Annotated in this window: 12 protein-coding genes; 5 read left to right on the plus strand and 7 right to left on the minus strand. The window is 64.7% G+C overall.

The window, feature by feature from the left end; genetic code table 11:
- The first annotated feature begins 138 nt into the window (after positions 1 to 138).
- Positions 139 to 612: an RT0821/Lpp0805 family surface protein gene (locus GBZ48_RS15880; protein ID WP_109095404.1), complete on the plus strand. Its 474-nt coding sequence runs from the start codon at positions 139 to 141 to the stop codon at positions 610 to 612.
- 51 nt (positions 613 to 663) lie between these two features.
- Positions 664 to 1,629 carry a DnaJ C-terminal domain-containing protein gene (locus GBZ48_RS15885; protein ID WP_174471898.1) on the plus strand — a complete coding sequence of 322 codons (966 nt, stop codon included), beginning with the start codon at positions 664 to 666 and terminating at the stop codon, positions 1,627 to 1,629.
- A 70-nt stretch (positions 1,630 to 1,699) separates the two neighbouring features.
- On the opposite strand, the gene GBZ48_RS15890 is transcribed toward GBZ48_RS15885, so the two are convergent.
- The gene (locus tag GBZ48_RS15890; RefSeq protein ID WP_211105767.1) at positions 1,700 to 3,070 is read right to left on the minus strand and encodes a YihY family inner membrane protein; all 1,371 of its coding nucleotides are present in this window, start codon (positions 3,068 to 3,070) and stop codon (positions 1,700 to 1,702) included.
- Positions 3,071 to 3,188: 118 nt separating this feature from the next.
- On the opposite strand from GBZ48_RS15890, the gene fabI reads away from it, so the two are divergent.
- From fabI to GBZ48_RS15905, 3 genes are all read left to right on the plus strand, one after another.
- Complete coding sequence (fabI, locus tag GBZ48_RS15895) at positions 3,189 to 4,037, plus strand: enoyl-ACP reductase FabI (protein ID WP_281362424.1); 849 nt, start codon at positions 3,189 to 3,191, stop codon at positions 4,035 to 4,037.
- A gap of 233 nt (positions 4,038 to 4,270) precedes the next feature.
- Positions 4,271 to 5,359, plus strand: coding sequence for a hypothetical protein (locus GBZ48_RS15900; protein ID WP_246307228.1), 1,089 nt, complete (start codon positions 4,271 to 4,273; stop codon positions 5,357 to 5,359).
- 179 nt (positions 5,360 to 5,538) lie between these two features.
- Positions 5,539 to 6,426, plus strand: coding sequence for a toll/interleukin-1 receptor domain-containing protein (locus tag GBZ48_RS15905; RefSeq protein WP_174471901.1), 888 nt, complete (start codon positions 5,539 to 5,541; stop codon positions 6,424 to 6,426).
- A 243-nt stretch (positions 6,427 to 6,669) separates the two neighbouring features.
- Here the strand turns inward: GBZ48_RS15905 and ftsH are convergent, their stop codons facing one another.
- The 6 genes from ftsH to GBZ48_RS15935 all read right to left on the minus strand — a co-directional run.
- A complete protein-coding gene (gene ftsH / locus GBZ48_RS15910) occupies positions 6,670 to 8,607 on the minus strand; it encodes an ATP-dependent zinc metalloprotease FtsH (RefSeq protein WP_174471902.1) in 1,938 nt (645 codons plus the stop codon).
- Positions 8,608 to 8,689: 82 nt separating this feature from the next.
- A complete protein-coding gene (tilS, locus tag GBZ48_RS15915; protein ID WP_246307216.1) occupies positions 8,690 to 10,069 on the minus strand; it encodes a tRNA lysidine(34) synthetase TilS in 1,380 nt (459 codons plus the stop codon).
- Entirely contained in the window at positions 10,057 to 10,911 is an 855-nt protein-coding gene (gene ybgF, locus GBZ48_RS15920) for a tol-pal system protein YbgF (RefSeq protein WP_174471903.1), read from the minus strand. Before ybgF ends, tilS begins: the two co-directional genes overlap by 13 nt.
- A 249-nt stretch (positions 10,912 to 11,160) precedes the next feature.
- Positions 11,161 to 11,631, minus strand: a complete 471-nt coding sequence (gene pal / locus GBZ48_RS15925) for a peptidoglycan-associated lipoprotein Pal (protein ID WP_098740232.1) — start codon at positions 11,629 to 11,631, stop codon at positions 11,161 to 11,163.
- 149 nt (positions 11,632 to 11,780) lie between these two features.
- Positions 11,781 to 13,133 carry a Tol-Pal system beta propeller repeat protein TolB gene (gene tolB / locus GBZ48_RS15930; RefSeq protein WP_109095397.1) on the minus strand — a complete coding sequence of 451 codons (1,353 nt, stop codon included), beginning with the start codon at positions 13,131 to 13,133 and terminating at the stop codon, positions 11,781 to 11,783.
- A 2-nt stretch (positions 13,134 to 13,135) separates the two neighbouring features.
- The coding region (locus GBZ48_RS15935; RefSeq protein ID WP_246307217.1) for a hypothetical protein at positions 13,136 to 14,034 on the minus strand (899 nt) is incomplete at its 5' end.

A 14,034-nucleotide genomic window follows, 5' to 3' on the forward strand; every position in this document is an offset into this window, starting at 1 on the left:
CGGGAGCGGGCTTTTGTGCAAAAGCGAAAGGGTCACAGCCTCATCACAATTCACAGCAAGCATAGGGTCGCTTATATCACTGTCCACCGCGAAGCCACCGATTGGCTCCGCGGCAACCAACCTTTTCGAGGCGCAAGGATGTTCGTGAAGAAAGTCGTTCCGGCCGTGATCGTCGTGGGCCTGCTGGCCGGGTGCCAGACGGGCGGGCAGAAGGAAACGGTCGGCACGGTCGGCGGCGCGGTCGCCGGCGGCCTGATCGGTTCGCAGATCGGCGGCGGAACGGGCAAGCTGGTGGCGACCGGCGTCGGCACGCTGCTGGGCGCCTTCATCGGCAAGGAGATCGGCGGTTCGCTCGACAAGGCCGATGCCGGCTATGCCGAGACCGCGGCCCGTCAGGCCTATGCCGCTCCGGTCGGCGACCGCATCAACTGGAACAACCCGCAGTCGGGCAATTCCGGCACAATCGTGACCACCCGCGACGGCTACAGCAACACCGGCACCTATTGCCGCGAATTCCAGCAGACCATCGTGGTCAAGGGGCGGACGGAGCAGGCCTACGGAACCGCTTGCAAACAGGCCGACGGTACGTGGAAGATCATCGGCAACTCGTAACACCGCCGACCCGCAACCTTTGAGCCCCCCTGGGGCGGGAAATCTCTGCCCGTGGCTACGCGCGATCCCTACAGCGTTCTCGGCGTCAGCCGGTCCGCCAGTGCCGACGACATCAAGAAGGCATACCGCAAGCTCGCCAAGCAGCATCACCCGGACCTGAAGCCGGGCGACGCCGCCAACGAAGAGCGGTTCAAGGAAATCTCGGCCGCCTACACGCTGCTGTCGGATGCCGAGAAGCGCGCCCGCTTCGACCGCGGGGAGATCGACCCGTCGGGGCAGGAACGGCACGCGGGCTTCGGCTCGCGCGGCCGGACCGCCGGCAGCCGCGGCAAGGCCTACAGCAGCACCGCCGACGACAGCTTCTTCGGCGGCGGCGACGACTGGTTCTCCGACCTGTTCGGCGGCGGCCGGCGCCGCCCCGGCGGGCCGGGTGCCGGAGCGGGGGCCGGCGCGGGCGGCTCCGCCGGGCCGAAGGTGCGGGGCAGCGACATCTCCTATTCCGTCACCGTCCCCTTCATCGAGGCGGCGAATGGGTCGAAGCGCCGCATCAACCTGTCCAACGGCAAGAGCATCGACGTCGCCATTCCGCCGGGGACGGAGAACGAGTCGAAGCTGCGCCTGAAGGGCCAGGGTCTGCCCGGCATGGGCGGCATGCCCAACGGCGACGCCATCGTCGAGGTGCATGTCGAATCCCACCCCTTCTTCACCCGGCAGGACAGCGACATCCATGTCGAGGTGCCGATCACCCTGAACGAGGCGGTTCTGGGCGCGACCGTCAATGTCCCGACGATCAGCGGCAAGGTCGCGGTGAAGGTGCCGCCGGGCGCCAACACCGGTTCCGTGCTGCGCCTGCGCGGCAAGGGCGTGGTCAACCAGGCCACCAAGCAGCCGGGCGACCAGTATGTGAAGCTGAAGGTCGTCCTGCCCGACCCGCCCGACGGCGAGCTGGTCAAGTTCGTCGAGGAATGGGCGAAGACCCGCAGCTACGACGTCCGCAAGAAGGCCGGGCTGGAGTAACCGCCGGCGCCGGGTTTCCCTCACCCCTCAGGGCGCAGAACCGCTTCGGCCCTCGGCCACTGCCTGCCCCCTATTTCTTCACCGCCCGCAGCGGCACCGGCCCGGCGCCTGCCTGTCCCGCCCCTTGCCCCGCCGGCTGACCTTCCGGCGGCGGATCGTCGTTCAGCAGGGTCTTCAGCGGCACATTCAGCAGATCGCCCTGCCGCGCCTCGGCGGCGTCCAGCAGGCGGGCGGTGCGCTCCTGCCAGGGCAAATCCAGGCCGCCCAGGCCATGGACGGAGCCGCGCATGCCGATGCCCAGCGCCTTCATCAGCTCCAGCAGGGTCGCCTCGCCCATGTCGCGGGTGACCACCCAGGCGTCGCGGGTGGTGTGGGCCACCCAATGGGCATCGCGCAGCTGTTCCAGGATGCCGTCGATCAGCAGCGTGCCCACCGGCACCCGCCCGACCAGCGTGCGGCGGCGCATGCCGACACCGAGCCGGCTCGCCTCCATCAGCTCATGCAGGACGGCCAGCGCCAGCGCCAGCCGCTGGGCCGGCAGCAGCCCCTCCATGCCGCCGCGGGTGACCTTGCCCGCCCGCCATTCCGGCAGCGACGCGGCGACCACCGCGCCGAACAGCACCGTTGACCACGCGATGTAGAGCCAGAACAGGAAGATCGGCACCACCGACAGGGCGCCGTAGATGGTCTGGTAGGCCGGGTATTCGCGCATGTACCAGCCGAAGATCGCCTTCGACCCTTCCAGCAGGATGGAGCCGATGGCCCCGCCGCACAGCGCGTCCAGCCAGAACACATCCCGATTCGGAATGATCAGATACAGCAGCGAGCATCCGACCAGCTGCAAGGCGAAGGGCAGCAGCATGCCGATCCCCGCCAGCGGATGGACAACCCCTTCCAGATGCGCCACCTCCAGCGCCGTCCACAGCGTGCTGGACAGGGACAGGCTGGCGCCAGCGAACAGCGGAGTCAGCGACACCACCGCCCAGAAGGACAGGATGCGCGTCACGTAGGACCGCGGCTCGCGCACGCGCCAGACCGTGGCGAAGGACCCTTCGATGGTCCAGATCAGCAGCACCGCCGACACCGCCAGCCCGATCACGCCGAAAATCGGCATCTGGCCGGCGTTCGCCATGAAACGGCCGAGATATTCCAGGATCGCGTCGCCGATCTCCGGCACCAGATTCTTGACCAGCGCAGTCTGGATCCGCAGCTGCAGGGCGCTGAAGGCCGGGAAGGCGGAGAAGATGGCGAAGCCGATGGTCATCATCGGCACGATGGCCAGCAGCGAGGTGTAGGTCAGCGCCGCCGCGGTCTGGAAGCAGTTGTCGTTGTAGAAGCGCAGCATGGAATGACCGAAGAAGCCGCCAAGCTCCCGCAGGCCGGTCAGAATGCGGCTGCGCTCCTCCTCCTCGCGGCCAGGATTGTCCTTAGGATGAGACATGCGACGCCTCCTGCGGCAAGACAGCCCGCGTCGGTTTGACCGTTGAGCGCTTTCGTGTAGGATGCGCCCCACTTTTCGCGGCTGGAGCCGCAGCACATCCGTCGTTCACGAGGTTCCGATGTCCAATCCGATGCCGCTCATGGCCGGCAAGCGTGGCCTGATCATGGGCGTGGCCAACGATCGTTCGATCGCCTGGGGGATCGCCTCCGCCCTGGCCCAGCACGGGGCGGAGCTTGCCTTCACCTACCAGGGCGACGCGCTGCTGAAGCGGGTGAAGCCGCTGGCCGAACAGGTCGGCGCCAAGCTGGTCCTGCCCTGCGACGTCACGGACGAGGCCAGCATCGACGCGACCTTCGCCGCCATCGAACAGGACTGGGGCAAGCTGGACTTCGTGGTTCATGCCATCGCCTTTTCCGACAAGAACGAGCTGGACGGGCTGTACCTGGACACCACGCGGGCCAACTTCCTGCGCACCATGGACATCTCCTGCTACTCCTTCACCGCGGTGGCGCAGCGCGCCGTGCCGCTGATGAAGGACGGCGGCAGCCTGCTTACCCTATCCTACTATGGCGCCGAGCGCGTCATGCCCCATTACAACGTGATGGGCGTCGCCAAGGCCGCGCTGGAAGCCAGCGTGCGCTATCTGGCAGTCGATCTGGGTGGCCGCAACATCCGTGTCAACGCCATCTCCGCCGGTCCGATCAAGACTCTGGCCGCCAGCGGCATCGGCGACTTCCGCTATATCCTGAAGTGGAACGAGCTGAACGCCCCGCTGAAGCGCAACGTCACCATCCAGGAGGTCGGCGGCGCCGGCCTGTTCCTGATGTCCGACCTGGGCAGCGGCGTCACCGGCGAGGTGATGCATGTCGACAGCGGCTATCACACCGTCGGCATGGTCGCGGTGGACGAGGTGGCCGAAGTCGCCAGCCTGCTCGGCTCGCTGGGCGGCACGCCGAAGGCCGGCTGAGGCCGGAGCGGCCCCGGTCGGTTGACCCATTTGGTTGAGCGGCCGCAAGGTGCGCGCAATCGCATGGTGAGGAGAGGGATCGGTCCGCCGATCCCTCTTTGCGTTTGCGAATGCGGCGTTTATGATTTGAGAAATATTCGCGGGATTGGGTAATATTCATGCGCGCTCGCAAGAAAATGGACTCGGTTTCTCCGATCCTTGAGCAGATCCTTTATGGCGGTTCCAGCGTGTCGATGAATCTCATCGGCATCACGCGCGAGATCCCGGAAGAGCAGCGCATGTTCAAGGCTCAGGGCCTGAACAACTGCATCCTCTTCAAATACCCGAACTTCGACGACCGCGATGACGACGGGGGCGATCCCATCGCCGAGGACGAGGAACTGGAGGGCGGCGAGCGCCCGGTCGAAACCGGGATCTATGTGCCGCACAACGCCAAGGCGCCGGAGGGCGGCGGAGTCGCCGTCTATCTCCGCGGCCGCAACAGTGCCGCCCTGCTGGAAGAGCAGTTCGGCATCAAGCACGGGCCGCAGGAAAACGGCATCATCGGCGACATGAAGATGCTCCAGATGATCGACGACGTGCCGTCGCTCGACGCCTTCCTGCTGAAGACCTGCTTCGAGGCGGAGAAGATCAACGTCGATCCGCGCCACTGGCTGATCTCCAACGAGGAGGATCACCAGCTCCGCCGCCTGATCCGCGCGCGCATCGAGCCGATCGTCCGCAAGGCGCTGTCGGGCAGCCAGGGCAGTGCCGGAAGCGTCGAACGCTTCCTGGAGGCGATCTGGAACCCCAACCTGGAAGAGGCCGGCCTGTTCGTCTCCGCCTTCGGCATCGAGCGGTCGGAGGCCGACACCATCTTCAGCGCGTGGAAGGGCACGACCTTCTACGAATACCAGCTGCGCCGCATCGCCCCGCGCGCCCGCACCATCCTGACCTGGCTGAAGTCGCGCGAGTGCATCCCGGTCGACATCCGCATGCACAAGCCCTACGAGACCCAGCTGCTGATGCACATCGAGAAGGTGGGCAAGCTGCTGGAGACGACGCTGCTCGACATCCGCACCATCCTGTCGGATTACGAAACCTCCTTCAGCAGCTTCATGGCCGGCCAGCCGGAACCGTTCCGCGACTATCTGCGCAGCATCCGGTCGCGCTACTGGCTGCTCGGCTACTGCGTGTCCGCGCTCACCAGCGTCGCCCATCTCGACGCCCGTTGCATGAAGAACACGCCGTCGCGCAAGCTGTACTTCGAAGGCATGCAGAAGCTGCTGCGCCAGTTCGACGTGGCGCTAGACCGCCGGCGCGAGCAGAAGGGCTCCCTTTGAAGTTCTTCCCTTCGCCTGGTGCCTTCCCTTATTGGATGCGATCAGGCGAAGGAAGACTCTACACAGCACTAACAATCAACTTCCTTTTCGAAGTCTCGCAGAGACTTGCAAGAAAATATTACAAGGCGATTTTCTGGTGAGCTTGAGATAAAATATTTAACATAAGTCAGAGAGGCGGAATGCTTTATGAACTAGATATTCTTCAAACAAGATTGTCCTCTTTCTTTTTTGGCCATTATTTAAGATTTGGCAACGATTTCCAAGTTAGCTATGGAAATCTAAAGGGAGAAAACACACAAATTCTCGCAAAGACGCATATTTCTGTTATTATAGATATAAAACATGGTCATAAGTTCTACGCAATGGCTATTTCAGATTTTGGGCAACATTGGAAATTCTTTGCTGACATCGGAATCCGCCAGTTCTCGAAAGAGGTTGACGCAAACATTCATTTAGAATGGGGGTATACTCGACTGGATTGGGAGGACAATATTACGGACGCGCCGTTTACGAAATCAGTGTATGTGTTTACTGATGAGTTAACAGTCCCAAAGCAAGAAATAATACAAGGCTTTAAGCTTAGAGGATTAACCGTTCGCATTTTTGACAACAAAAGGTGGAATACCATGAGTAATAATAAATTACCCGAAGCATTTATTTCCCATGATAGCAGAGACAAAGAGGATTTAGTGCGCCCGCTGGTCAGCAGCTTAAATCTAATGGGCGTCAAGATTTGGTACGATGAGTTTAGTTTGGAAGTTGGAGATAGCCTATCCGGGCAGATAGATAAGGGTCTTCGTTCTTGTAACTATGCAATTGTGGTCGTTAGCAAAAATTTTTTATCTAATAAAAAGTGGGCATCATCGGAATTAGATGCACTACTCAATCGCTACGCATATGGAGGCGGAACCAAATTCATATTGCCTGTTTGGCACAATGTGGAACAACATGATGTAGCAGAAAGATCGCCGATCCTATCTAATATTGTTGCCGTTAATTCTTCGATGGGGATTGATAAATTAGCTGACAGGCTATTTACCGCTATCAGGGGTGAAAAACTGATTTAGATGTCCAATCAAAAAACATGCTTACTCTCACTTTCTACGAGGCAGAGGTTATCCTGTTTTACCATGGCTATCCACGACGAGCCATAGTAGCGAAGTTAGCAGCCACGACACTTCTCTATTCCCTATTAGTAAGATTTGATACCAATCGAAGAGACCGTCACTCTCCCGTTACTAAACTGACAACCCCGACAAAAAAGGCGGCGCCTCGCAGCGCCGCCTTCTTCATTTCCAAACCCGAAACCCTCAGGTGCCCTGCGGTTCCGGACCCATGCCACCGCTTTCCTGCCCGGTGCTGGGCGGAACGGAGGAGCGGCGGCCGGAGCCGGTGGTTGGACGCGGCGGGACGGCCATCGTCTCGCGGTCGTCGTCGCGCAGGATCGGTTCGCCGCGCAGCAGACGGTTGATCTCGTCGCCACTCAGCGTCTCGTATTCCAGCAGGCCCTTGGCCAGGGTGTGCAGCTGGTCGATGTTCTCGGTCAGGATCGTCCGGGCGCGGTCGTAGGATTCGTCCACGATGCGGCGGATTTCCTCGTCGACCAGCTGGGCGGTGCGGTCGGACATGTTCTTGTGCTGGGTCACCGAATGGCCCAGGAACACCTCCTGCGTCGGCTCGCCATAGAGCAGCGGGCCTAGCTTCTCGCTCATGCCCCACTCCGTCACCATCCGGCGCGACATCTCGGTCGCCATCTTGATGTCGCCCGAGGCGCCGGTGGTCACCCGCTCCTTGCCGAAGATCAGCTCCTCGGCGATGCGGCCGCCCATGGCGACGGTCAGGTCGGCCAGCAGCTTGGCCTGCGACAGGCTGATGCGGTCGCCTTCCGGCAGGCGCATCACCATGCCCAGCGCACGGCCGCGCGGGATGATGGTGGCCTTGTGGACCGGGTCGCTGTCGGCGCAGTGGATGGCGCAGATGGCGTGGCCAGCCTCGTGATAGGCGGTCAGCTTCTTCTCGTCCTCGGTCATCACCATGGAGCGGCGTTCCGCACCCATCATGACCTTGTCCTTGGCGTTCTCGAACTCGGACATGCCGACGACGCGCTTGCCGATGCGGGCGGCCAGCAGGGCAGCCTCGTTGACAAGGTTCGCCAGATCGGCGCCGGAGAAGCCGGGGGTGCCGCGGGCGATGACCTTGGCGTCGACGTCCGGCGACAGCGGGACCTTCCGCATGTGGACCTTGAGGATCTTCTCACGGCCCAGCACGTCGGGGTTGGGCACCACGACCTGACGGTCGAAGCGGCCCGGACGCAGCAGAGCGGGGTCGAGAACGTCCGGACGGTTGGTCGCGGCGATCAGGATGACGCCCTCGTTCGCCTCGAAGCCGTCCATCTCGACCAGCAACTGGTTGAGGGTCTGCTCACGCTCGTCGTTGCCGCCGCCCAGGCCGGCACCGCGATGGCGGCCGACCGCGTCGATTTCGTCGATGAAGATGATGCAGGGGGCGTTCTTCTTGCCCTGTTCGAACATGTCGCGGACGCGGGACGCACCCACACCGACGAACATTTCGACGAAGTCCGAACCGGAGATGGTGAAGAACGGCACATTGGCTTCGCCGGCCACCGCGCGGGCGGTCAGCGTCTTGCCGGTGCCCGGAGGACCGACGAGCAGGCAGCCCTTCGGGATCTTGCCGCCCAGCCGCTGGAACTTCTGCGGGTCCTTCAGGAACTCGACGATTTCCGTCAGCTCCTGCTTGGCCTCGTCGATGCCGGCGACGTCGTCGAAGGTGACGCGGCCGACCTTCTCGGTCAGCAGGCGCGCCCGCGACTTGCCGAAGCCCATGGCTTTGCCGCCGCCGGACTGCATCTGGCGCATGAAGAAGATCCAGACGCCGATCAGCAGAAGCATCGGGAACCAGGACAGCAGCACCGAGAACAGCGACGGCACGTTGCTGTCGTCGGGGACCGCGTTGATCCGGACGTTCTTAGTGGTCAGGCGCTCCACCAGGCCCGCTTCGGGCGGGACATAGGTGCTGAAGGAGCGGCCGTCGGAGAAATGGCCCGAAACCTGGTTGCCCTTGATCGTCACGTCGGCGACCTGGCCCCGGTCCACTTCGGCGAGAAGCTCGCTGAACGGAACGGTCGTTTGCGGGCTGCGGGTGGAGGAACTCTGGAACAGGTTGAACAGGGCCACGAGGAGTAGCCCTATGATGATCCAGAGAGCGAGGTTCTTGCCGAAATTGTTCACGTCACACGCCTTTCTGCGAACCCATCGCCATGCGGTGCGCCGACAAGGCCGCACCCCGGTCTCCTACGGGCACGTTCCCTGATTAAATAATGCCGTCCCGGTCCGAAACAACCGTAAAAGCTGGTCTTCCCAACGACGAAAGTGGACAAAACCTTGCGCTGTCCATCGGGTGCTGTCCATCCGCGTCGACCCCGTAGCACATACCGATCATCGGCACACCAAGCAAATCCGCGTCCAACCAAAGGCTTGGCAGGGTTTCACGCACCGGAACCGGCAGATCGGGCTCCCTCTCCGGCGCCTGCCGTCCTGCCCATTCGCGCCAGCCGTCGGCCCCCAGCGCCGCGACCGTGACAGGCCCGGAATGGCTGGAGGACACCCTCAGGTCGAATCGGCCGTCCCACCGGATCGCCTCTCCGGGGGCCACCACCAGCCGCTCCGTCACCGCAACCGGCTCGCGCGCCACCATGACCACGCCGCGCCTCTTGCGAACGACACAGCCGCCCAAGGTTCCGCCCTGCCCCTGCGCCAACCCGTCGAGCAGCCGCTCCAGCGTTTCGTCGCGCACCGGATGCGCCGGCCCGCCGACCGCGGCCAACGCGGCGCCCAGCGCCCGCAGCGCGATCTCCAGCGGTGCGGCGCGCAGAGGTGCCGGCGCCAGGGTGATCCAGCCCTCCGGATGAATGGATGCGGCTTCCGCCAGCAGCGCGGCCGTCGCCTGTTCCAGCGCCGCCCGGGCACGGCCGGCCCGCCGGGCGACCTCGCCCAACCGGCTGGCATCGAGCCCTTCCCCGCCCAAAGTCTCGCGGGCGGCGCGCAACCGGGCACGGGCGAAGCGCGGGTTGCGGTTGGAGGGATCCTCGATCCAGTCCACGCCCTCGGCGCGGCAGGTCGCCAGCAGCCGGTCATGGGAAACGCGCAGCATCGGCCGGATCACCCGTACCGCCCCATCGGCACGGACGGGCGCCATCCCGGCCAGCCCATCGATGCCGGACCCGCGGGCCAGCCGCAGCAGCACCGTTTCGGCCTGATCGTCGCGATGATGGGCGAGCGCCAGATGAAGGATACCGGCCTCGGCACAGGCCGCACCGAGCAGCCGGTGCCGCGCCGTCCGGGCGGCCGCCTGTACTCCGGCCGACGGCTTCGCCCCGTCCCAGCGCAGAATGCGGTGGGGAACGCCGAGACGGGCCATCGCCCGCCCGACCGCTGCCGCCTCGCCGGCGGATTCGGGCCGCAGCCCATGATCGACGGTCAGCGCCAGCAGGCTTCCGCCCCGCTCTGCGACCCAATGCCGCAGCAGCAGGACCAGCGCCACGCTGTCGCCGCCACCGGAAACCCCAACGGCGACGGCCGGCGCCGGCTCGAATCCGCCCAGCGCCGCCAGGGCACGGGCGAACTCCTCAGGCGATACCGGCCCACCGTCTCCAGAGCCGTCTTCGGAGTCGCCGCCCATCAGGCCGGGCAATTGATGCGCTTGCGCTCCGTATCGGCGCGGCGCTTCACGCTGGCCGAGGCTTCGGGGAACTTGGTCAGCAGCTGGCCGAAAGCGGTGCAGGCGTCCGACTTCTTGTTCATCTGCTGCAGGGTCATGCCCAGCTTCAGCAGGCTGTCGGCCGCCTTCGGGTTGGTACGGTACTTGGACAGCACCTCGGCGAAGGCCTGGGCCGCTTCCGGGAACTTGTTGCGGACGTAATAGCTCTCGCCCAGCCAATACTGCGCGTTGCCGGCATAGGCGTGCGACTTGTTCTTGACGATGAACTCCTGCAACGCCTTCTCCGCCCGATCATAGTCGGAGTTGCGCAGCAGTTCGAACGCCTGCTCATACTGCTTTTCCGGCGACAGGCCAGCGGTCGAGGGCGGATTGGCCGCCGCGGTCTGCGCCGGCTTGTCGGCCTTCCTGTCGTCAGATGCGGCAGCCTTCGACGGCTTGGTCGGCGCGGCATCGGACATTGCGCCGCCCATGGCGCCCCCGGCGGTCCCGCCGCCCTTCTCCAGCTCCTTCAACCGGAAATCGACGTCGGAATTGACCTTCTCCAGACGCTCGCGCAGCTGGGTGACCTGATAGCTCGACTCCTCGTACTTGCCGGTCAAATCCTGGATGGTGCGTTCGAGGTTTTGCAGGCGAATCTCGAAATCGGCGGCGACGGAGGGCGACAGCTGCGCCACCTCCACCGGACCGCCCAGCGCGGCGACCTGCATTTCCAGCGATTGCAGCCGCTCGATCTGCCCCTTGGACTGGGCCAGGGCGGGGGTTGCCGCGAGCATGCCACCCAGCAGCAGGGCGGCGACGGGACGGATGTTGGTCATGCGCGTGGGATCCTGAGGAGATCTGATGCCGGGGGAGCACCCACGGCGACCATGGCGAACGATAAAGGCGACGCGATGGCCGCTGTTTAGCAGAACTTGCGCGTCCGCGCAAAGAACCGACCTCGCCGGAATTTTCCGGTCCCCGAAAAGATGCCACCGAGAAGACGCCGCCAAAAAGAAAAGGCGCCGCCCCCGGTTGCCCGGCGGCGGCGCCCTTCCCTGTTCCCCGTCAGGCGGGGACCGGCGTCATCAGTTGACGACGGTCACGCCACGGCGGTTCTGCGACCAGGCGGCCTCGTTCGAACCAACGACGGCCGGACGCTCCTTGCCATAGGAGACGACGTTGACGCGGTTCGGGGTGATGCCCTTGGCGGCCAGGTAGTTCTTCACCGAGTTGGCGCGACGCTCACCCAGGGCGAGGTTGTACTCGCGGGTGCCGCGCTCGTCGGCATGGCCCTCGACGGTGACGGTGACCGAGCCGTAGGTCTGCAGCCACTTGGCCTGACGGTCGAGGGTGGCGCGAGCCTCCGGCGACAGGTCGAAGCGGTCGAGGCCGAAGAAGACGCGGTCGCCGACGTTCACGACGAAATCTTCCGCCGAGCCCGGACGGACCGACGACTGCTGCGCACCGGTGTTGGCACCGTTGGCGGCGTCGTTCGGAGTGGATTCGCAAGCGGCGAGCAGAGCGACCGCGGCGAGAGCGAGGAACTTCATACGCATGTTCAGGGACCCCTTGAACGAAACTTGTTTGATGGCCGAACTTTGTCTGCACAGGAGCCGCTTCTTTCCGCCAATCCCCGACGAAAAGACGACGTTCGACCTTTGTCTTGAGCATTGCTCCCGCGTGGCCGCAAAATAGGGCTACTCCACTAGGGAATCAAGGGCGACCACGCGGGGTCCGACGCGTCGACCGGGGTGCTCACGCGACGCTCGTTGGCGCCGGTGATGTCAATGCTGTACAGCTTCGCGTTGCGGCCACGCCCGTCACCTGACGGCAAGTCCTTGAAGAACATGATGACTCGGCCGTTGGGGGCCCAGGTAGGACCCTCGACGTGGAAGGCTTCGGTCAGGATCCGTTCCCCCGTCCCATCCGGACGGATTACGCCAACTGCAAAGCTGCTACCACGCTGGCGCGTGAATGCGATCAGGTCGCCGCGCGGCGACCACACCGGCGTACCGTAGCGGCCCTCGCCGAAGGTCAGCCGCTTCACGCCCGAGCCGTCGGCGCCCATGACATAGAGCTGCTGGGTGCCGCCACGATCCGACTCGAAGACGATGCGCTGGCCGTCCGGCGAATAGCTCGGGCCGGTGTCGATGCCCGGCGCATCGGTCAGCTGGGTCTGACGGCGGGTGCGCAGGTCCAGCGTGTAGATGTCGGTGTTGCCGTTCTGGGCCATCGACATGATGACCTTGTTGCCGTCCGGCGAGAAGCGCGGGGCGAAGGTCATGCCTGGGAAGTCGCCCAGGACCTCCTGGCGGCCGGTGTCGATGTTGAACAGGTACACGCGCGGCTTCTTGTTGAAGTACGACATGTACGTGATTTCCTGGGACGTCGGCGAGAAGCGCGGCGTCAGGACCAGGGTCTGCCCGTCGGTCAGGAACTGATGGTTGGCGCTGTCCTGGTCCATGATGGCCAGCTGCTTCTTGCGCGCGTTCGCCGGGCCGGATTCGGCGACATAGACGATGCGCGTGTCGAAATAGCCGTCCTCGCCGGTCAGGCGCTTGTAGATGGCGTCGGCCACGATGTGGGCGATGCGGCGCCATTCCTGCGGCGAGGCGCTGTAGCTCAGCCCCTGCATGTACTGGCCGGCGGCGACGTCCCACAGGCGGAAATCGACCTTCATGCGGCCGTCGGCGCCCGTGGTGGTGTTGCCGGCGACCAGGGCCTGGGCGCCCAGCGCCTTCCAGTCCTGATAGCGCGGCTCGCCGCTGCGCAGCTGGTCCGGCGTCTGCAGGAAGCCGCGCGGGTCCAGCGGCTTGAACAGGCCGGAGCGCTCCAGGTCGTCGGAGATCACCTTGGAGATGTCGGCGCCCATCTGCGCATCGCGCCCGCCCGATCCGGCGAAGCTGGTGATGGCGATGGGCAGCGGCTCGGACACGCCCCGCGTGATGTCGATGCGCAACTCGGCGCGCGCCTCCTGCGGAGCGGCAACGCCGAGGGAGAGGAGAAGCGCGCCGGTGGCCCCGGCCAGCTTCAACAGAAGCCTCGTCTTCGTCGTCATGGTCAGAACATGTCCCTCGGGTCGAAATTGAACACGATGAAGCGCCAATCTTCATAAGTCTGCGGCGTGAACTCGCTGGTCAGCAGTTCCAGGGGGCTGGACCGCTTGACCGCGCGCACCGCCGCGTCGGCCGACGCCCGGAAGGCGGCGTCCGACATGTAGCGCGACCTGTACTTGTCGTCGATCCAGGCGCGAACCACGCTGTGGTCGCGGCCGACCTCCACATGGATCTCGATCTGCATCGAGCCGGCGTCCTTGCGGCCGCTGTCGAAGTTCCAGTTCTTGCTCAGCTGGCCGCGGATGGCATCCAACGCACGGCCGGACGGCTTGAACGGCTTGTCGGGGCCGTTTGTTGCCTTGGCCGCCCCGGCCGGAGCCGCGGACGCGGTCTTCTGGCTGGGCTTGGCGTCGCTGCTGGCGCTGGCCGATGCCTTGCCGTCAGCCTTCGGGTTGTCCGACGGCTTGATCTTCCCGACGTTCGACAACAGGTCGGACAGCGGGTCGGCCTTGGCCGACGGCTTCTCCGGCTGCTTGGCCGGCGCATCCGCCTTCTTCGCCTCGGGCTTGGCATCCTTCGGCGGCTCGGCCTTCGCGACCTCCTTGGCAGGCTCCGGCTTCTTCGGTTCCGCCTTGGGCGGTTCCGGTTTCGGCGGTTCCGGCTTGGGAGGCTCGGGCTTCTTCGGCTCAGGCTTGGGCGGCTCCGGTTTCGGAGGTTCAGGCTTGGGCTCGTGCTTCGGCGGTTCCGGTTTGGGCGGTTCCGGCTTCGGCGGCTCGGGCTTGGGAGGCTCAGGCGGCTTCGGAGTCGGCGACGGCGCCGGATCCGGGGGCGGAGGCGGCGCCGTCGCCGACCCCGGAGCCGCCTGAGCCCCGTCTCTTATACACAACTCCCGGCCCACCAGAA

It is taken from the genome of Azospirillum melinis, from assembly GCF_013340935.1.
Classification (GTDB): Bacteria; Pseudomonadota; Alphaproteobacteria; order Azospirillales; family Azospirillaceae; genus Azospirillum; species Azospirillum melinis.

What these genes read in the sequence shown, in the direction of transcription:
- GBZ48_RS15900 (WP_246307228.1), top strand. Translation starts at nt 4,271, where the DNA reads ATGAATCTCATCGGCATCACGCGCGAGATCCCGGAAGAGCAGCGCATG.
- GBZ48_RS15890 (WP_211105767.1), bottom strand. Translation starts at nt 3,070, where the DNA reads ATGTCTCATCCTAAGGACAATCCTGGCCGCGAGGAGGAGGAGCGCAGC.
- pal (WP_098740232.1), bottom strand. Translation starts at nt 11,631, where the DNA reads ATGCGTATGAAGTTCCTCGCTCTCGCCGCGGTCGCTCTGCTCGCCGCT.
- ybgF (WP_174471903.1), bottom strand. Translation starts at nt 10,911, where the DNA reads ATGACCAACATCCGTCCCGTCGCCGCCCTGCTGCTGGGTGGCATGCTC.
- GBZ48_RS15880 (WP_109095404.1), top strand. Translation starts at nt 139, where the DNA reads ATGTTCGTGAAGAAAGTCGTTCCGGCCGTGATCGTCGTGGGCCTGCTG.
- fabI (WP_281362424.1), top strand. Translation starts at nt 3,189, where the DNA reads ATGTCCAATCCGATGCCGCTCATGGCCGGCAAGCGTGGCCTGATCATG.
- tolB (WP_109095397.1), bottom strand. Translation starts at nt 13,133, where the DNA reads ATGACGACGAAGACGAGGCTTCTGTTGAAGCTGGCCGGGGCCACCGGC.
- GBZ48_RS15905 (WP_174471901.1), top strand. Translation starts at nt 5,539, where the DNA reads ATGCTTTATGAACTAGATATTCTTCAAACAAGATTGTCCTCTTTCTTT.